Source organism: Rhodanobacter denitrificans (genome assembly GCF_000230695.2).
In the GTDB taxonomy this organism is placed as follows: domain Bacteria; phylum Pseudomonadota; class Gammaproteobacteria; order Xanthomonadales; family Rhodanobacteraceae; genus Rhodanobacter; species Rhodanobacter denitrificans.
In genome coordinates this window covers 545,996-563,118 of record NC_020541.1, presented here as the reverse complement: position 1 = coordinate 563,118, position 17,123 = coordinate 545,996, and the positions used below count along the sequence as shown (strand labels likewise).

Genomic DNA, 17,123 nt, shown 5'->3' with positions numbered 1-17,123 from the left:
TCGATCTCCTAAGTCGCAAAGAGGATGCCGGCGTCCGTGCCCGCCGGAACGTATTCGGTCAGCCGCGCCGCGAGGTTCGCCTCGCGTTGCGGCTCGTACAGGTCGTGCCAGACGCCCATCGCCGAACGGTCGGACGCACCGCGGCGGATCTCCGCGCAGCAGCCATCGGCCAGGCGCAGGTAGTGCGGCGTGCCGTAACGCCGGCTGCGGACCTGCGGCACCACGCGCAGCCGTTCATGCGCGCGCTGCTCCGGCACCACAGCGGCCAGCGCCAGGTCGGGCTGGCAGTGGAAGCGTCGCGGCGTGCGCGAACCGTCGGCCACGTAGCAGAAACGCACGCAGCCCTGCTGCCGGCGCAGCACGCGCAGCGGGCTGGCGAAGATCGAGTCCTCGGCCAGCACGATGCCGTGCGCCTGCACCGCGCCGATCACCGTGCAGCGGCGGAAGCTGGCCTTGACATACGCCACTGCCTCGTCCGGCGCGCCCAGCGCCACGCGCTCCATGCCGGTGGCGTCGAGGATGCTGTCGCACAGTTCCAGCGGCGGCGGCTCGCCGCGCTGCTCGGGGCTGATCACCATGATCGCGCCGAGGATGCTGTGGCTGACGCGCAGCGCAGCGCGCGTGCGATCGAACGTGACGCTGGGTTCACCCGGGCGCTTCGGATCGCAATCGCACTGCAGCGCCCAGCCCGGCACCAGGGTGCAGTGCCGGATCACCAGTTCGCACAGGTCGCCGGTCGGCGCGTCATCTTCTTCCGCCGGTCCATGCACCTCGACGCCGCGGCCCACGATCAGCAGGCCGTCGAGCAAGACGCGGCTGCCGGCATGGCCACTGACGCTGAGCGCGTCCGGCTGGCTGGCGCGCACGTCGAGCAGGCGCAGCACCGGTCGCGTGCGTTCGGCGGCGCGCAGCTGGATCGCCTCGCCGGCATCGAGCTGCAGATCGAGGCTGCCTTCGTACACGCCGCTCTCGGCCAGCTCGATGATCAGCGCGTGCAACGCCGGCGTGGCCGCCTTGGCGGCGGCCCACGCCGCCAGCGCCTCGGCGACGCTGCCGAAGTGGCCGGCCGGCCAGCTGGCGTTTGCCGCACGATCCGGCCGCGTCGCATGCACCACGTAGCGCGTGGCGCCTTCCAGTTCCGGCGTGACCCGTGCGTACTCGCCGCCGCCGAGATCGGCGGCAAAACCGTACTGGTAGCTCACCCACACGCCGCGCTTCGGCCGCTGGTTGGCCGGAAACAGCAGGCGGCCGCGCTCGGGATCGACTGCCACGCGCCCGCGCTTCACCTGGCCACCCCAGCCGGACAGATCCGCCGGGATCAGCGCCTCGCGCGGCACCGGCACGCCCTGCCCTTTCGCCGGCCAGTCCGGCGCCCACAGCTGCACGCTGCGGCCGTCGCCGTAGAGTTCGGCCGCCACGCTGGCGTAGTCGGCCAGCACGCCGCGCTCGGCGAAACGCCAGCGGCGCTGCGGCAGCGGCAGGTTGCGCTCGTCGGCGATGTGGGTGGGTTCGGTTTCCGCGACCGGGCGCTGGAACAGTGGCGTGTCGTTGCCGAGCACGCTGAAGCTGAAGCAGTGCGGGCCGCGCTCCTCGATGCAGTACGCCGGGGTGCAGCTCACCGGGTAGCTGCGCAGGCGGCAGGCGAACACGCCCACCGCGGGGATGTTGTGGCGGCCGCGCCGATGCGCGCTGCCCAGGCGCCGCAGGTCGACGCTGTGCGCGAACGGATCGAACGCGCCGTTGGCCCAGCCGAGCCGCTGCAGCCGCCCGGGATCGCGCAGGTCGGCCGTGCCGCCGCGCCGCGGATGCAGGTGGTCGAGATGCTGCATCCAGCCGAGCCGGCGGTAGAACTCCACCGCGCGCGCCGGCCAGCCCGCCGCGTCGCGGGACAGGTCCTCCAGCAGCGACAGCGTGCCCTTGCGCCGGCGCGCGTCGATCGTGTTGGCCACGTCGGCGCGCGGTGCCAGCACGCGGCCGAGGCCGCCATCGCGACCGCCGTCCGCGCCCAGCGTGGCCGCTTCCGGCAGCAGCGTGTAGCCGAGCAGGTCGCCGATATACGGCACCACCCAGTCGTCGCAGGTCTCGATGAAGGCGTTGCCGTACAGCCGCGCGATGTCCTGCTCGATCACCTCGACTTGGCTCGACAGCACGCGCAGGAAATCGCGCAGCGCATAGCCCTGCTCCGCATCGCGCATGCGGTAGACCACCGGCAGCAGGTCGAACAGCCGATCCGCTCGCGCGCTCATGGCGCGCCCTCCTTCCGCTTGCGCGCTCATGGCGTGGCCTCCTGCAGCAGCAGTGTGTCGGGGATGTTCGGCGGCAGGTAGGCGAGCTGCGCCGGGCGCAGCGTGCCTTGATCGTCGTAGCGGGCGGGCAGCACGCGCACGCGCGGCGGCACCGTCGCAACGGTCGTGGCGGTGGCGTGGCTCATCAAGCCAACGCCATCACCCTGCTTGTCGCCGCTCACGCCGAAACCGGCCAGCAGGGTCGCCTCGTCGAGGCTGCCGAACGCGTCCACGTCGACCCAGGCCACGCCGCGCACGGCCTGCACGCAGGCGACCAATTCGCTGAGGTAGACGCTCTGCGCCAGAGCGCGCCGCTCGAAGCCGAACGCATCCAGCAGCGCCGCGCGCACGGCCGGCTCGACCGACTCCCACGCGAAGTCCGGCAGCAGCCCCACCTTCGCGCTCACGGTCAGCGCCAGCAGCTCGCGCACGCCCAGTTGCACCGACAGCGACGGATCGCCGTAGCGCTGCAGTGCCTGCAGCAGGTTGCGGTACAGATCGGAAGACGAGTCGATCGGCGCATCGGCGGCACCGGCGATGGTCACCTGCACCCGGTGGCCCAGCTTGATCGCCGCCGCCTTGCCGACGCCGCCGAACGTGCGCGCAAAGTCGGCGTAGTCCGGCACCGAGACCAGCCGGTCCAGCGCCAGCACCGCCAGCGGCACGTTGCGACGCGCCTGATCGCGCGTCTCCGCGTCGGCGCCGCCGGAGGCGCGCAGCGGGTTGATCACCTCCTTGACGCCGAGCGGCCGGGTCGCCAGCAGGCTGACCTGTCGTGCGCGCACGTTACCCGGCGTGCCGATGCCGTTGCGGTAGGTGGCGACGATGTTTTCGATGCCGGTCGGCGGACGCGCGCCATGCGTGCCGTCGCCGAACTGCACCGTGGTCTTGCCGCCGTCGTCGATGGCGGTGACGAAGCTGCGCTCGGCTGCGCCGACGAAGGCGAGGTTGCGCGTCTCGTGCCACCGCATGTCGTTGACGCGCAGCGTGAGCGTGCTCTGCACGCCGTCGACGGTGGCGGCGGAAACGTACGTCAGCGGCGACTGCTTCAGCACGAACGCCTGCATCGTCGCGGCACCGTTGCCGCTGCCGAGCACCTCGTTGCGCGTCTCGCCATGGCTGGCGCGCACCACGTTGGCATGCACCGCCACGCTGTCGCGCACGTAGCTGTATGCCAGGCCCTGGCTGGCGAACACCAGGGTGCTGTGCACGGTGTCGCCCGGCAGGTTCGCATCCGCGCCCTGCTCCACCGCGGCCAGCATCACCAGCTCGGCGGCCGTCACCGCGTCGGTGCCCGGCACGTCGCTGCGCCGGCCCTCGACGATCACCCAGCGGCCGACCTTGAGGCCGTCGACGGCGGTATCGAGGGTGAGCCGGGTGGCGTTGTCCCCGGTCGTACGCGGCGTGCCGTCATCGGCGACCCGGCCGATCGTGTCGGCGATCGCCAGTTCGGCCAGCGGCAACGGTTCGCTCTGCGCATGCGCCTGCGTGCCGCGCAGCATCGCCATGTCCGGCGCCCGCCAGACGGGCGAGCCACCACCCGTCGACGGATCGTCCAGCACGATGTCGGTGGTCTTGCCGCTGATGCCGTAGTCGCTGCGCGGATGGATCCGCACGCTCTTCACCTTCGCCACCGCCGGCACGTCATCACTGCTCGGCTGGATCAGCAGATAGCTGCCGGCAAGCACGCCGTCGTAGGCGTTGTCCAGTTGCACGCGGTCGTCATCCTCGGCCGCCGTCCAGTCGCCGTCGGGCCTGGACACATACGGCACCGTCGCCTTGGTGCCGGCGTCCGTGTTCAAGCCCAGCCCCATGATGTGCGGTGCGTTGTAGCCGAACAGCGGCGCGGACACGCGCAACGCATGGACGCCGCTCAGTGCCGGCGAAGGTTCGCCCTGCGGCACGCTGGTCCAGGCGCGGTAGAAGTTGTCGGCCAGCCGCGCCTCGAAATTCAGCAGCAGCTGCGGTCGCACGTCGCTGGCCTTGCCCAGTGCGCTGGCGACGTTGCGCTGCAGGCGGAAACGGCTGGCCGGCTGCAAGGTCGGCGTGAGCGTCAGCGCGCCGAACAGCGCGCCGAAGCCGGCCGGCGGACCGGCGGGCGCCGGAACGGTGCCGAACGCCGCGTCCACCGCGCTCTTGAAATCGTCGACGGCCGGCGGCCCGGCGGGAATGCCATCCAGCCGGCGACTCATCAGCACGTCGAAGCTGCCGCCGTTGTCGCCGCCCAGCAGCAGATCCCTGCGCGCGGACTCGATGCCTTCCAGCCATCTTTCGCGATGGGGCCCGGCGGCCGACGCGTTCAACGCGGCGATCGCCTTGCTTGCCGCCGCCACGATCGCCACCGTCGCCGCATCGACCGGCTGCAACAGCACCTTGCTGCGCCCGCTCTGCTGCTGCACCTCGACCGACTGCACCAGGCGGATCGCCTGCACGCCGCTGGCGAGGTCGCCGAACAGGAACAGCAGGCGATCGTTCGGCTTGAGGTTGCTGGCGGTGCCGGCGATCCACAGCTCGCCGAGCCCGGCGACGTTGTCGAGTGTGATGTTCTGCGGCCGGGTCAGCCGCGGCTGCAGTGCATTCCATTCGAAGCGCGCATCCAGTGGCTCGGCCGTCTCGAAGGTCTGCATCTGCTCGCCGGGGGCCGGCACCGATTGCGCCCGCGCACGGGCGGGGATGGTCACCGGCGGCGAATCCTTCTCGACGGTGTAGGCGAGGTAGACGCTGGCGGCGACGCCGGGGCGCAGGCGGTAGTCGACCAGCCGCGCCAGCTCCAGAACCGAGCGGCGTTCGGTGGCGGTGCGCAGGTAGGCCTCGTTGGCGATGCGTTCGGTATAGAAGCTCAACACGTCGGCGCCGACCGCCCAGGCGTCGAGCAGCGCCATCGCCGGATCGTCGGCCTCGCGCGTGCGCAGTCCGGCCAGCGCCGGCAGCGCGGCGTCGCTCAAGCCGGCTTGCATGGTCGCGCGGAAGTCGGCGTAGGTGCCGACGCGATACGCGAGACTGTCCAGCCCCGGCCGGTTGGTCAGCGGCAGCGGCGTGCCGGCAGTCGCGCCGCAACCGCAGGCGCAGGCATGCGTGCCGCAAGCGCTACAGCAGCTCATCGGCCACCTCCCAGCGTGAACGCGATGCTTCCGTGGTCGGGATGGTCCGGGTCGTTGTCGACCTGAGCGATTTCGCGTGCGGCCAGGTGCAGCACGCCGTCGTCGGGCACGCTGCCATCCACGCCGTCGGCGCGAGCCAGCGTGGTGACCTCGACGTGGGCCACGCCGGCGATCGCCTGCGCCTCGGCCAGCAGGGCGCTGGCGAACACCGGCGCGCCCAGTTTCAGCCGGTCCGGATGGAAGAAGCCGGGCGTGCCGTCGCGGCGCAGGCCGGCGCCGAAGCGGTCGCGCAGCCCGGCCTCGACGTGGGCGACGAGGAAGTCCGGCAGCACGCAGACGAACAGCGCGATGCGCAGCGGCACGTAGCGGGCGGCATGCACCTCGACGTCGTGGCCGATGCGGCGGTAGCGCTCCAGTTGCGCCCTGATCCGCCGCGCCAGTCCCGCCGGCAGGCTCTCGCGGCCCAGCGGGTCGACCACCACGTCGGCGGCGTACCAGCTGCCGCTCCACTCCAGCGCGGCGGCGGCGCCCTGCAGCTGCGGCGCGCGCGCGGCGAAGCTCGCGTAGTCGTCGGCGACGACCGCGCGCAGCGGCTTCGCGCGGAATGCGCCCGGCGCGTACAGCTTCACCTCGGCCAGGCTCTCCGGCGCGGTGCCGCCGCTGGCCGGCAGCGGGTTGCGCGGCTGCAGCTCGGCGGACAGCACGCCGGACTTCAACGCCAGCCACACGATGCTGTCGCGGCCCGCGTTGCCGGCCGGGCCGTTGCCGACGCGCGAGGCGGCGCGGAAGAAGTCGCCGGCCTGTGGCTGCGCGCCCAGCACGCCGTCGCCGAAGCGCAGGTGCGCGGCGCCGTCGTCGTCGATCTCGACCACGAAGTGGCGGTCGTCCGGACCGCTCGCCAGCAGGTCCTGGCGGGGCAGCCACTGCCAGCGCGGATCCGGCGTGCCGGCCACCAGCACCTCGTCGAGCGCGCCGCCGTAGACGGTGAGCTGCGGCAGCGCCTGGCGTGGATCGCGCGCCAGCAGCCGACACACCGGCGCGTGCGGCGGCAGCGGCTCGGCCCAGGTCAGCGGCGTATCCGGCAGCACGTGGCCGGTGTCGGACGGCGGACGGCGCACGTCGGGCACGGCGCCGTCGCAACGGCAGCAGCCGTATTGCGTGCCGCCGGGCACCAGCCAGCAGTCCTCGGCCAGCGTGCCGCAGCGCGTGCAGGCATCCGGCATCGCGGCGAGCGCGGCGGCGAGGCCGGGGTAGTCGCCATCGCCACCGGTCGGCATGCAGATCGCCGACGAAACGCACTGCCCGCGCACGTGTTCGCCATGATCGACCAGCAGCACGTTGCCGCGCGCCAGGCTGACGTCGTGCAGCCACGCGCAGTCCGGCGAGGGCGTGCGCACCGACAGGCACAGGTCGAACGGCAGTGCGTCGCAAGGATCCCACGCCACTTCCAGCAGCAGCGTGCCGTCGAGCGGATCAACGGACGTCCGGACGTCCGTCAGGCGCACCGCGTGCCGGTGCGTGGGATCGGCATCGGCCGGGTTGCCGGTCTGCGGGCCCCGCACTTCCTCGAAGATCAGCAGGTCGCCAGCCACGAGTTTCAGTGCGCGTTGCGGCGCCGTGGCGGCGGCAACATCCGTCGTCGCCGGCGGCGCCGATGGCGGCGTGTCGACCAGGGTCGCCCGTGTGCTGCCACGCGGCAGGCAGCACAGCTCGTCGCCCCAGTTGTGCAGCCGGATCGCGCTGTGCGCGGCGACCACGTCGAACGTGGTCATGCCGTCCAGCGGCAGCGGCTCGTAGATCAGCGCGCCCTCCGCACGCGCCGCGTCGAGTTGGGCCGCGTCGATCACGCCGGGTTGCGGATGGCCCTGCCCCGGCGGCGGCACCAGCAGCAGCAGGTTGGCCAGCTCGAGACTCAGGTCGTCGCTCGATGCCAGCGTGACGAAGGCGCGCGCATTGCAGCCCTCGTGCATGCGGTAGTCGACCAGCCGCGCATGCCGGCGCACCGAGATGCGCTTGCGCGCGGTACCCAGGTAGGCCTCGGTGGCGACCGCGTCCTGGTAGTAGCTGAGGTAGTCGGCGGTGTACGCCAGCGTCTCCACCAGCGCGATGCCGAGGTCCGGTACGTGACGCTCCTGCCATGCCGGCAGGTCCAGCGCGAGGCGGTCGAGGAACAGCTGGCGGAAGCTGGCGTAGTCCTTCGCCAGGTAATTGATCTCCGGCGCGGGCGACGGCGGCGACACGCACGGCGCCTCGTCGGCGCAGTCCAGCGTCTTCGCGCAGTCCAGGCGGAAGTGCAGCGTGACGCAGGCGCAGCGCGGGTCGAAGCCGGGATAGGCCTGCCAGCTCGCCGGGTCGTTGCCGGAGGCCGCATCCACCAGGCACAGGCAGTACGCGGTGTGGTCGCCTTCGCGGTCGAGCACCACGCGCAGGCAGGCGTCGTCGTGCAGCTCCGGTTCCAGCTCGGGGTTCACGCTGAGCACGCGCAGGCCGGTGATGCGGTCGCCACCGCTGATCCGCACGTTGGCCACGCCGAGACCTTGCGGAATCTCGCCGAACAGGTGCACGCACAGGCTCACGCCGTCGTCGCTCACCTCGACGTAGTCGATACCGTTGAGCGTGCCGGCCTGACGCAGCTTCTCGCGCCGCGCCGGCACGCTGCAGGCCGGCAGCGGCGCGCAACCGATTGTGCCGAGACTCGCATGGGCGTTCGCGCGGTTCATGGCAGGCTCCGCACGAAGCTGTCGCTGCGCGTGTCGCCGCTGGCGCGCACGGTGTAGCTGAGGTCGACGCGCAGGGTGGCGTCCTCGCTGCTGACTTCGAGCTTGCCCACGTCGATCACGTCGCCCAGCCAGCGCTGCAATGCCGCCTGCAAGGTGAACTGCAGCGCGGCGGCCAGCTCCGGGCTGTTCGGCGCGAACACCAGCTGCAGCAGGCCGCTGCCGAAATCGGGCCGGTTCACCCGCTCACCCGGACTGGTGAACAGCAGTTGCTCGATCATGTCGCGCACGTGCTCGTCGTCGCCGGTGTCGGCGACACGGCCGCGGGGGTCGAAATGAAACGGGTAATCCATGTTCATGATGGGACCCTCACATCGCGGTGACGCGCGTCTGGCTGGCGACGATCAGCAGCGGCGTGCCGGTCGGCGCGCAGATCGCCTGGCTGTCGATGAGCAGCAGCGGTTGTCCATTCGAAGTCACCCGGGTCGCGGCGGTGACGAACTGCGCGCTGACGCACGGCCCGTTCGCCGCCGGTGGTGGCGGCAGCGCGCAGCCGGCAACCAGCCACGGCGCGGCCACCGTCACCGTGGGCTGGCCGCTCACGGCGACGCGCGGATTCGGTGTAGTGGCCTGCGCCTGCCCGCCGTGCGAGCAGAGCACGCTGGCGCCGACATGGATGAGGAAACCCGGCATCATGCATCTCCCTAGGTCACGACCAACGCGCCGTTGTTGATCGTCACCGTCGGCCCCGCGAGCACGATGGTGGCGCCCTGGCCGTTGGAGATCGTGATGCCGACCTCGTTGACCATGATCATCGCGCCGGTGACGCTCTTCAGCAGGATGCCGCCGGCCGGCCCCGGCACGTCGCTGATCGCGATGGTGTGCTGCAGGCCCGACTGCAGCACCACGCTCGGACTGGCCGGATTGCCGGCCAGTGCCAGCGCCGGCACTTCCGCCGCCACGCCCCAGAAGCCGCCGACCCAGACCGGATAACCCGGATCGCCCTGCTCGAACTCGATCCACACGCCCGCGCCGATCTGCGGCACCACGTAGACACCGCTCTGCTTACCGGCGATCGGCACGCACGGCATCGCCCAGCTCGACGGGATCAGCCCGGACACGTCCGGCACCATCACCTGGAGGCGTCCGCGCTGCTCCGGGTCCACGTTCTGGATCACCGTACCGCGGTACTTGCCGTAGAACCGGTTCATGGCGGCATCCTCATGACGGCACCAGCGGCACGGTGGAAACCAGGCCCTTGCGCGACAGCTGGAAGCTCTGCCGGTACTCGCCGCGGCGGATCGTGTGGCGCACCTGGGTGACGTAGTGCAGGCCGTCGAACGCGGGGCCGACGCCGCGCACGCCGACCAGCTGGCGCGACTTCAGCACGCGGCCGTAGCGCACCACGTCGAGGCTGCCGCGGCCGGTGACGGTGTCGGCGGATTTCGCCGCCTCGGCCATGCCCAGCAGCAGCGCGCGCTGCGGCGAATACTTCGCGGTCTCCGGCAGCGGGCGGAACTGCTGCGGCGGCGGATCGATCAGGCCCAGCGGCGGATTGAGCGGCCCGATGTCCGGAATCGGCAACGGCAGCGGCACCTTGGTCTGCTCGTTCTGGATGTAGACCACCGGCAGCTGCCGCGCGTTGCCGTCGTAGCTGAAGCTGAGCTCGTCGACGTTGCTCGCCGCGTCCATGTCCGCGTTCAGCGCCGGCTGCGGCACGCCCACCTTGATCTTCGGCCCCCAGTACGCGGTGCTCATGCCGGGCAGCGGGCCGGGCTCGAGGTAGAACACGTAGCCGACGCGCTCGGCCAGCAGGCGGATGTATTCCAGGTCGCTGCCCTGCTGGGTCGGGATGCGGTTGGTCGGGATCGGCACGTCGATCGCGATGCTGGGGATCACCAGCGGCACGATGCCGAGGAACGCGTACTTCGCCAGCAGCAGCGCCACGATCGCCTCGGCCGGCATCGCCGGATACGGCAGGCCGGGCAGGCCGGAGAACTCCAGCTTGGTCATCACCGCGGTGAGGTCGTCGCCGGTGACCTGCAAGGTGGTATGGCGCTGGTCCGCGCCGGGCACCACTTCGGTGCGGGTCACCACGCCGTCGATCAGCACCTGCGGCATGCCGTTCACGGTGACCACCACGATCACCCGCAGCAGCGGCACCACGCCGCCGCCCGAGAGCAGGAACAGCGTGTGCAGCGGCGACTGCACGCTCAGCGTGAACTGCAGGGTGAACGCACCGGCCGCTTCGTCCGGCGCGTTCACCTCGATCCGGGTCAGCGCATCCAGCACGAGCTGCGGCACCGGCACCGGCACCACCGGGCCGACCAGCAAGGTCAGGTGGATTCCCTCAAGCATGCGGCACCCCCGGAATGCCTTCGGGCAAGGTGATGCGCAACGGCTTTCCTGTCGTCTCGGTCAACTCCCCGGGACGCAGCGCGCGGTTCGCGTCGCACAGTCGCCAGAACTGTTCCGGATCGCCCAGGTACTTCGCCGCGATGTTGTCCAGCCGCTCGCCCTGCACCACGCGATGCCACTGCAGCAGGGCGAGGTTTTCCGGCGGCGGCACGAAGCGGCGCTTCAGGTACGTCACGATGGTGCCGTCGGCGCGCACGAAGCTCGTGGTAGGCGTCAGCGCGTAACGGCTGGTGGGAAGAAAGTTCGCGTTCATCACGGCACTCCGCTCAAGCCCAGCGCGGACAGCTGGCCGCCGGCGCCGCCGGCCAGGCGCTCCTTCTGCTGCAGGTAGCTCATGAACAGGCTGGCGGCCTTGTGCCCGGACGGCACGTCGTTCACCGACAGCACGCGGAGCCCCAAGCTGACCTTGGCGCGGATCGGGTTCAGCGCCGTGTCGAACGCCTCTTCGGTGATGCCGAACTCGGTGACGCGCACCGGCAGGATGCGCGACTTGCTCCACACGAACAGCGCCAGCGGCGTTTCCATCGGCACGATCTCCAGCGTGCCGATCTGCGCCAGCAGGTCGTTCGCGCGCAGCTGCCCGCTGCTCGGATAGACCATCGTCTCCAGCGCGGCCAGCTGGGCGAAGATGCCGGACTGGGCGACGCCGCCGTTCTGTTCCGGAAACTCCAGCTGGTCGGTGGCGTCGATCTCCGCCTCCAGCTTCAGCGTCTCCACCGGCGGCCCCTTCAGGCGCAGCACCTCGGAGCGGTCGCCGCCGTCCGCACTGACGGCCTGCACCTGCAGCGAGCGCGTGAGCGAATCCGGGTTGTACTGCAGCGCGATCACCCGCAGCACCGCCGAGCTGGCCGCGTCGATCAGCACGATGCCGCCCTTCAGGATGCGCGGGGAGCCGGGGAATGCGCTCATGGCACGTGGCCGTAGCCGAGCAGCTTGTCCATCCGGCTCAGCACATAGGAGAAGCCCTGCACGCGCGGACTGCGGTTGCCCTCGATGGTGTACAGCATGCCGTCCTGCACCGAGTGCACCAGGCCGGTGTGGCCCAACCAGCCGGCCAGGCTGACCCGCCACCACACCACCACGTCGCCCGGCTGCGGCAGGTAGCCGCTGCCCGGCGCCGACGCCCAGCCCTGCTGCTTGAACTCGCCCAGCAAGCTGCGCGCACTGGCGATATAGGTGAACGGCATCGCCGCCTTGTCGCCACCGCTTGCCTGCATGAAGCACCAGCTGACGAAACCGGCGCACCACGAACTGCCTTCGTCGAGGCCGGCCGGCGCGAGGTATTTGCGCACAAACGGACCGCGGTTGTTGCCGCCGATCTCGCGCGCGTTCGCCTTCAGCTCGCCGATCGCCGCGGCGAGTGCGGCGCGGCCAAGTTTGCTGCCGCCGCTGGCCGGCAGCGTGGCGTAGTCGACCGCCGTAGGCGTGCGGATGAACGGCTTCGGGTTGCGCAGGCTCCACCACGTCAGCGGCCCGACCACGCCGTCGACCACCAGCGGCTGGCCGTGCTGGTCGAGGTTCTGCGTCTGGAACGCGCGCGTCGCCTGCCAGGTCTTCGTGTCGAACGTGCCATTGGCATCGACCGCGTAGCCACGCTGCGCCAGCAGCTTCTGCAACTGCCGCACCGGCGGTCCCCGGTCGTTCCTGCGCAAGGTATCCATCGCCGTCGCCTCGTCGCTCATGGGTGGCCGTCCGTCCTGGCCGCACGCAGCACGGCGGCGTTGATCTTCACGTTCGGGTCGATCCGGCGGGCCGCCTCGACGTTCGCCTGCGCCTTCTGCGGCTGGCCCAGTACCACGTAGGCCTTGGCCAGCGCGGCATGCGAGGCCGCCGGCAACGGCGTGCCGGTGCCTTGCAGCTGGCTGGCGATATCGGCGATCTCGCGCTGCTGGGTGGCGGTTGCGGCGGGCGCCGCCGGCGGCGTGGTCGTCGACGCCATGGCCGAACTGGCAGCGGCGGCCGGCATGGCCGGTTCGGCGATCGGCGCGCCCGCCTGCACCTGGTTCAACTTCGCGGTGAGCACCGGCACCAGGGTGGCCTGCACCTGCGCCGAGGGTTTCTCATGCAGCACCGATTGCGCCAGCCGATAGGCCTGGTCCAGCTCGCCGATCGCGCGGTAGCCGTCCGACACCTGCGCCTGCAACTGCGGGTTGTCGGCCGCACGCTGCTCCAGACTGGCCAGCGTCCGCTCGGCCTGCTGCTTCTGCGCCGGATCGGCGGGGGCCTGCGGCTGCGCGCGGATGCGGTCCAGCTCGACCGTGTCCTGGCTGAACTTCACCGCCTGGATGCCGGGAAAGCCCATCAGCACGATCGCGAACACGATCAGCCCCATCGCCATCTTGAAGTCGCGCCGCTGCACGATCATCACGGTGATCGCCGCCAGCGCGAACACGAACAGGATGAAGCCGCAAAGCAGCATCAGTTTTTCGTAGCCGTACAGGCCGTCGAAGATGTTCATGGCGAGCTTTCCATCAGGGTTTCCCGGGCGTGCCGAAGTTGAACGGGCCCGGCGGGTTGATGCCGAACGATTTCTGCGCCGCCTCCAGCACCTCCGGGCTGCATTCGACAGCGCTGGGTTCGTCCCGTGCCGGAACGCCGGGCTGACGTTCGCGCACGACCTGCGTGCGCTGTAGCACGATGGCCGCCCGGCGCATCAGTTCGTACGCCTGTTCGCGCTGCCGGCCGAACGGCATGCGCTCGAATTTCGCGCGTTCCGCCGGGTCGGCAGGCGCCAGCGGGTCGGGCGTGCCCTGCTTGCCGAGGAACTCGTCCACGGCGCCATGCTCCATGCCCGGGCCTTTCGGTTCGGGCTCCTGCTGGCCCTGTTCCGGCGGCAGTTCGCTCTCGCCGCTTTGTCTGGCGCCGGACAGGTCGCAGCCGGCGCACACCTTCGGGTCCGCCAGCCAGTCACGGGCCGCCTGCGCGCGCTCCTTGGCCAGCTCCACATTGCCCTCGAACTGCGGCGCGTGTTCGGAACCACGCGGTCCCTCGGGCGAGGTAAAGCCCTTGATCGAGGTGACCCGGTAGCCCTGTTCGTTCAATGCCTGGATGTCGGTCGGCAGCCGGAAATCCTTGCGTACTTCGTGCCTGGCGTGCCGGAAGAACACGTAGCGCGTCTGGGTGTCCGTCCGCGTCTGCGCTGGCACCTCCGGGACCGGCGGCACATGGGTGATCTTCTCGCACGCGAAGACGAGCTTCTGCTTGCCTTTCTTGTGGCAATCGACATCCTTGGTGGCCGCGCCACCGCCGATGTCGATGGTGAACATGCACGACTTCGCCCGCGGGTCGCAGTTGACTCCACCGGTCACGGTGACATCCGGGGTCTGCACCTTCACCGACCCGCCGGCACCGGCGACGCCCTTGTCGTCCAGCCTGACCGACGGCGAGAGCGTCACCGTGAAGTTCGAGCCCTGGATGAAGGTGACCTTCAGCGCCGGATTGATGGCGACGCCCTTCAGCGCGTCGGAGCCCGTGACCAGGTTGGCGACGACCGAGCCGAGCGCCGGTGGCAGGTCCACGCTCGGGCGGACGTTCACCTGGGTGCCGCCCTTGCACAGTTCGATGTCCAGCCAGATTTCCTTGAGGCTGGCACCGGGCGTGACCGAGCCATGGAAGCCGGGCACCGGCGGTCCGTCCATGGCGGTCATCGTCACCCGGTAGTCGGAGCCGTCCGGGCAATGCACCTTGCGCACGTCCGGGCTGTCGCCCGCGCTGGCGGCGCACCCGCGCATCTGCCGACGCACCAGCCCGCCGCCGCTCGGCGCAACGGAAACCCGCTCGCCCCGCGTCACCGCGTCGGCCGCCCGGTCGGCGGCGACTTCGGAGGCGTCGCCGGGCTGCCCGATCGCCAGCGACGCGTGCAGGCCGCCAGCGCCGGGGTCCTGCAGCGTATGCGCCAGCTCGTGCGCGAGCAGGTGGCGGCCCGCGGGCGTGCCCGGTGCGTACTGATGGGTGTCGAACACGACATGGCTGCCGACCGCATAGGCCAGCGCACCCACGGCGCGCGCGGATGCGGCGGCGTGGCCGTCGTCGTGCACGCGCACGCGGCTGAAGTCGCTGCCGAAACGCGGCTCCATCCAATTGCGGGTCGCGGGTTCGAGCGGCCGGCCCGCCGTGGCGAGCACGTCGTGCACGAGCGACGGCACGAGCATGGGCGAGCTTCTCCCGGCGCTGCTGCGCCGCAGTCGCTTGCTCGCGCAATCCCGGCATTCGCCGCCGTCCGGCGTGTGCGTGCCGCAAGCGCACTTGCGGCGCAGGCTCGCCGCGAAGGGGGCTGCATCCGGGGGCCGCGCACAGGCGAAGGAGCTATCCGCGCTCATGCTGCCTCTCCCACGTCCACCTGCTCGAAGAAAAGCACCCGCCGGTCGGCATCCTGACGTTCGATGGTGAACACCATCGTCGGCTCAGGACCAAGCAGACCGACCAGCCCCTGCAGCGCGCTGCAGCTTTCAGGTATCGACACCGTGGCCGTGTACAGCGCCGCGGCGGGATCGCCTTTCAACAGTGGCGGCAGCAGATCGGCCATCTCCGGTGCCGTGCCGCGCAGGAACTCGACATAGGCCTTCGCCGTCTGCAGGCGCGGCCCCCGAAACGCCCCACCCGACAGCGGCGCACGCCAGATGTCCTGACGCGGATGGAGCACGTACCGGTCTCCTATCGCGGTCCACGCGTATTCGGGCACGACGGCGACAATGGAATCCAGGAGCGCTCCGGGCGTCCCGTGCGATGCCGCCTGCCAGTCGTGGGACGCGGCACCGTTCTGGATGAAGCACAGCGCCATGTGGTGTTGCCCGCGCAGATATGCAGCGGCTTGCCTCGGGGTGAAGACGGACGAACCATCGGTTCGGCGGGCGGGAGTATTCATGGCATTCCCTCAGGTACGCGTGACTGTGCCCGAGCAACTGCTGCCCGACTTGGTGATGACGAAGCGGATCGTCCGCGTCTCGGCCAGCGTGCCGCCGACGGACAGCTTCTGCGTGTAGGTTTCGCTGCATCCGGCCGTGCCGAAGGCGGCGTTCGGACCGCACAGCGCATAGGTATCGTGGCAGTTGCGGATGATGCCGTGGCCAGGCAGCAGCGGTGGATGTTCCTCGATCGGACAACCCGCGCCGGTGGTCACACCGCCGGGGCCGCAGCCGTTGTCGGTGGTTACCGATTCGGTGACACGCAGGCCGTTGAGCGTAGCCGGACAACCGCTGCCGGTCGCGGTCACGCCGGTGACGTCGTACTCGATCTGCGCGCCGCAGTTCGCTCCACAACCGGTATTCCGGACGTTCTCGTAGTGGATCGCGAAGCTGCAGCCACCCGCGCCGGAACCGGGGCCCACCGGCCCCATGATGCCGGGCGGCGGCGTGACCTGCGCCGTGCGCATGATGCCGCCTGCGCCAGCACCTTCGTTTTCCTTCGGCTGCTCGCCAGCCTGCTGCAGGGCGCCCAGGCGGGCAGCCGCGTTGTGGCGCACCGTGCGCACGTCGATATCCATCTTCCTGCCGCCGTCGTCTGCTCTCGCCATCGGCACGTTGGCGCCGTTCACGCGGATACGCGAGAAATCCCCACCGAAGCGCGAACGCATCAGTGAAGCGGTCAGTGGACCGGTAGTCCGCAGCGCGGCGGGCGGCTCCGACCTTTGCGCCGAACGCTGCAGGCCCGCGTGCTTTTTTTTGCAGGATTCGCATTCACCGCCACCAGGCACGTGCGCACCGCACGCGCACTTGCGGCGCAGCAGGCCGGCCGCGGCCGCGTGACGGGCGAGCGGCTTGCTCACGGCAGTGGCGCTGCGCTCAGCCATGTCGGGCTCCCGCGCGCGGCGCCCGTTTCTTCGCGGTCGCCTTCGCCTTGCGCAACCCGGCAAGGAAGGCGTCGAGCTTGCCCGCATCCAGCCCGCGCTTCTTCTTCGCGGTGTCGATCGCATCGATGATCGCGTAGGCCTCGTCGCAGTACTTGACGAGGAAGGCCCAGCTCATCTGCTGCTTGCGGCCCCAGGTGACGCAGACCGGGCCGCTCCTGGTGTAGCCGGGCACGTAGACGTAGTGGCCGTTGCGCGGGTTCGGCTGGCCGGCCTTGCCGCCCACCACCGCCCACGGCTTGCCGGCGTAGAACTGGGTCAGCGCCGCGTCGGGCAGGGTGAAGCCGAGGCCGACGCCGATGTCCATGAACACCGCGCGCTTGACCTCGCTGCGCTTGCCCTGGTCGATCTGCGCGAAGGCCTTGATCTTGTAGCGCCGCTTCGCGGCGAGCCAGCCCCGCTTGCGCCATTCCTTCAGCGAATCGAGCACGACCAGGCCGCTGTCCGTCCCACCGGTTTCGCCGAAGTACTCGTGCAGCACGTCGTTGTCGCCGATCGCGATCAACTTGTTCTGCTCGGCCTTCTCGAAGCGCAGGGTCTGGTGCGCGCGGCCGGCGATCACGCAGTCGCCGTACTGGTCGTTGCCGAACATCGGCGTGGGGATGCCGTGGTGCACCACGTCGAAGTCGTACTCGGCCGGCAGCGCCGGCGGCACTTTCAGCAGCGTGGCGAACAGCAGGTTGCGGTCGTCGCGCTTGGCCTTCCGTTTGCCGAAACGCACGATGCCGTCGGGGCGGGGTTTGGGGATCGCTTTCAT

The 17,123-nt window shown here is 70.6% G+C and carries 15 protein-coding genes; all 15 read right to left on the bottom strand.

Annotated elements, in window-relative coordinates; translation table 11 throughout:
- Positions 1-8: 8 nt before the first annotated feature.
- On the bottom strand, positions 9-2,246 hold the full coding sequence (locus R2APBS1_RS02440; RefSeq protein WP_041676659.1) for a hypothetical protein: 2,238 nt from the start codon (positions 2,244-2,246) through the stop codon (positions 9-11).
- Between the two features lie 26 nt (positions 2,247-2,272).
- A complete protein-coding gene (locus tag R2APBS1_RS02435) occupies positions 2,273-5,386 on the bottom strand; it encodes a putative baseplate assembly protein (RefSeq protein WP_015446732.1) in 3,114 nt (1,037 codons plus the stop codon).
- The gene (locus R2APBS1_RS02430; RefSeq protein ID WP_015446731.1) at positions 5,383-8,106 is read right to left on the bottom strand and encodes a putative baseplate assembly protein; all 2,724 of its coding nucleotides are present in this window, start codon (positions 8,104-8,106) and stop codon (positions 5,383-5,385) included. Before R2APBS1_RS02430 ends, R2APBS1_RS02435 begins: the two co-directional genes overlap by 4 nt.
- The gene (locus R2APBS1_RS02425; RefSeq protein WP_015446730.1) at positions 8,103-8,462 is read right to left on the bottom strand and encodes a GPW/gp25 family protein; all 360 of its coding nucleotides are present in this window, start codon (positions 8,460-8,462) and stop codon (positions 8,103-8,105) included. Before R2APBS1_RS02425 ends, R2APBS1_RS02430 begins: the two co-directional genes overlap by 4 nt.
- A 10-nt stretch (positions 8,463-8,472) precedes the next feature.
- The gene (locus R2APBS1_RS02420; RefSeq protein WP_236126990.1) at positions 8,473-8,799 is read right to left on the bottom strand and encodes a hypothetical protein; all 327 of its coding nucleotides are present in this window, start codon (positions 8,797-8,799) and stop codon (positions 8,473-8,475) included.
- Between the two features lie 8 nt (positions 8,800-8,807).
- A complete protein-coding gene (locus tag R2APBS1_RS02415; protein ID WP_015446728.1) occupies positions 8,808-9,314 on the bottom strand; it encodes a phage baseplate assembly protein V in 507 nt (168 codons plus the stop codon).
- Between the two features lie 10 nt (positions 9,315-9,324).
- Entirely contained in the window at positions 9,325-10,461 is a 1,137-nt protein-coding gene (locus R2APBS1_RS02410; RefSeq protein WP_015446727.1) for a hypothetical protein, read from the bottom strand.
- Positions 10,454-10,774, bottom strand: a complete 321-nt coding sequence (locus tag R2APBS1_RS02405) for a LysM peptidoglycan-binding domain-containing protein (RefSeq protein WP_015446726.1) — start codon at positions 10,772-10,774, stop codon at positions 10,454-10,456. Before R2APBS1_RS02405 ends, R2APBS1_RS02410 begins: the two co-directional genes overlap by 8 nt.
- Entirely contained in the window at positions 10,774-11,430 is a 657-nt protein-coding gene (locus R2APBS1_RS02400) for a hypothetical protein (RefSeq protein WP_007512630.1), read from the bottom strand. The genes R2APBS1_RS02405 and R2APBS1_RS02400 overlap by 1 nt, the downstream gene beginning before the upstream one ends.
- A complete protein-coding gene (locus R2APBS1_RS02395; protein WP_015446725.1) occupies positions 11,427-12,203 on the bottom strand; it encodes a CHAP domain-containing protein in 777 nt (258 codons plus the stop codon). The genes R2APBS1_RS02400 and R2APBS1_RS02395 overlap by 4 nt, the downstream gene beginning before the upstream one ends.
- The gene (locus R2APBS1_RS02390; RefSeq protein ID WP_015446724.1) at positions 12,200-12,979 is read right to left on the bottom strand and encodes a hypothetical protein; all 780 of its coding nucleotides are present in this window, start codon (positions 12,977-12,979) and stop codon (positions 12,200-12,202) included. Before R2APBS1_RS02390 ends, R2APBS1_RS02395 begins: the two co-directional genes overlap by 4 nt.
- Positions 12,980-12,992: 13 nt before the next feature.
- Positions 12,993-14,672: an eCIS core domain-containing protein gene (locus R2APBS1_RS02385; protein ID WP_015446723.1), complete on the bottom strand. Its 1,680-nt coding sequence runs from the start codon at positions 14,670-14,672 to the stop codon at positions 12,993-12,995.
- A 164-nt stretch (positions 14,673-14,836) separates the two neighbouring features.
- The gene (locus R2APBS1_RS02380) at positions 14,837-15,385 is read right to left on the bottom strand and encodes a hypothetical protein (RefSeq protein ID WP_015446722.1); all 549 of its coding nucleotides are present in this window, start codon (positions 15,383-15,385) and stop codon (positions 14,837-14,839) included.
- A 9-nt stretch (positions 15,386-15,394) separates the two neighbouring features.
- Positions 15,395-16,309 (bottom strand): hypothetical protein, encoded by a 915-nt coding sequence (locus R2APBS1_RS02375; RefSeq protein ID WP_015446721.1) that lies wholly within the window; start codon positions 16,307-16,309, stop codon positions 15,395-15,397.
- Complete coding sequence (locus R2APBS1_RS02370) at positions 16,302-17,123, bottom strand: hypothetical protein (protein ID WP_015446720.1); 822 nt, start codon at positions 17,121-17,123, stop codon at positions 16,302-16,304. Before R2APBS1_RS02370 ends, R2APBS1_RS02375 begins: the two co-directional genes overlap by 8 nt.

Bases quoted from the DNA above. Each gene is read 5' to 3' on its own strand.
- R2APBS1_RS02440 (WP_041676659.1), bottom strand. From the start codon at position 2,246: ATGAGCGCGCGAGCGGATCGGCTGTTCGACCTGCTGCCGGTGGTCTAC.
- R2APBS1_RS02435 (WP_015446732.1), bottom strand. From the start codon at position 5,386: ATGAGCTGCTGTAGCGCTTGCGGCACGCATGCCTGCGCCTGCGGTTGC.
- R2APBS1_RS02430 (WP_015446731.1), bottom strand. From the start codon at position 8,106: ATGAACCGCGCGAACGCCCATGCGAGTCTCGGCACAATCGGTTGCGCG.
- R2APBS1_RS02425 (WP_015446730.1), bottom strand. From the start codon at position 8,462: ATGAACATGGATTACCCGTTTCATTTCGACCCCCGCGGCCGTGTCGCC.
- R2APBS1_RS02420 (WP_236126990.1), bottom strand. From the start codon at position 8,799: ATGATGCCGGGTTTCCTCATCCATGTCGGCGCCAGCGTGCTCTGCTCG.
- R2APBS1_RS02415 (WP_015446728.1), bottom strand. From the start codon at position 9,314: ATGAACCGGTTCTACGGCAAGTACCGCGGTACGGTGATCCAGAACGTG.
- R2APBS1_RS02410 (WP_015446727.1), bottom strand. From the start codon at position 10,461: ATGCTTGAGGGAATCCACCTGACCTTGCTGGTCGGCCCGGTGGTGCCG.
- R2APBS1_RS02405 (WP_015446726.1), bottom strand. From the start codon at position 10,774: ATGAACGCGAACTTTCTTCCCACCAGCCGTTACGCGCTGACGCCTACC.
- R2APBS1_RS02400 (WP_007512630.1), bottom strand. From the start codon at position 11,430: ATGAGCGCATTCCCCGGCTCCCCGCGCATCCTGAAGGGCGGCATCGTG.
- R2APBS1_RS02395 (WP_015446725.1), bottom strand. From the start codon at position 12,203: ATGAGCGACGAGGCGACGGCGATGGATACCTTGCGCAGGAACGACCGG.
- R2APBS1_RS02390 (WP_015446724.1), bottom strand. From the start codon at position 12,979: ATGAACATCTTCGACGGCCTGTACGGCTACGAAAAACTGATGCTGCTT.
- R2APBS1_RS02385 (WP_015446723.1), bottom strand. From the start codon at position 14,672: ATGCTCGTGCCGTCGCTCGTGCACGACGTGCTCGCCACGGCGGGCCGG.
- R2APBS1_RS02380 (WP_015446722.1), bottom strand. From the start codon at position 15,385: ATGAATACTCCCGCCCGCCGAACCGATGGTTCGTCCGTCTTCACCCCG.
- R2APBS1_RS02375 (WP_015446721.1), bottom strand. From the start codon at position 16,309: ATGGCTGAGCGCAGCGCCACTGCCGTGAGCAAGCCGCTCGCCCGTCAC.
- R2APBS1_RS02370 (WP_015446720.1), bottom strand. From the start codon at position 17,123: ATGAAAGCGATCCCCAAACCCCGCCCCGACGGCATCGTGCGTTTCGGC.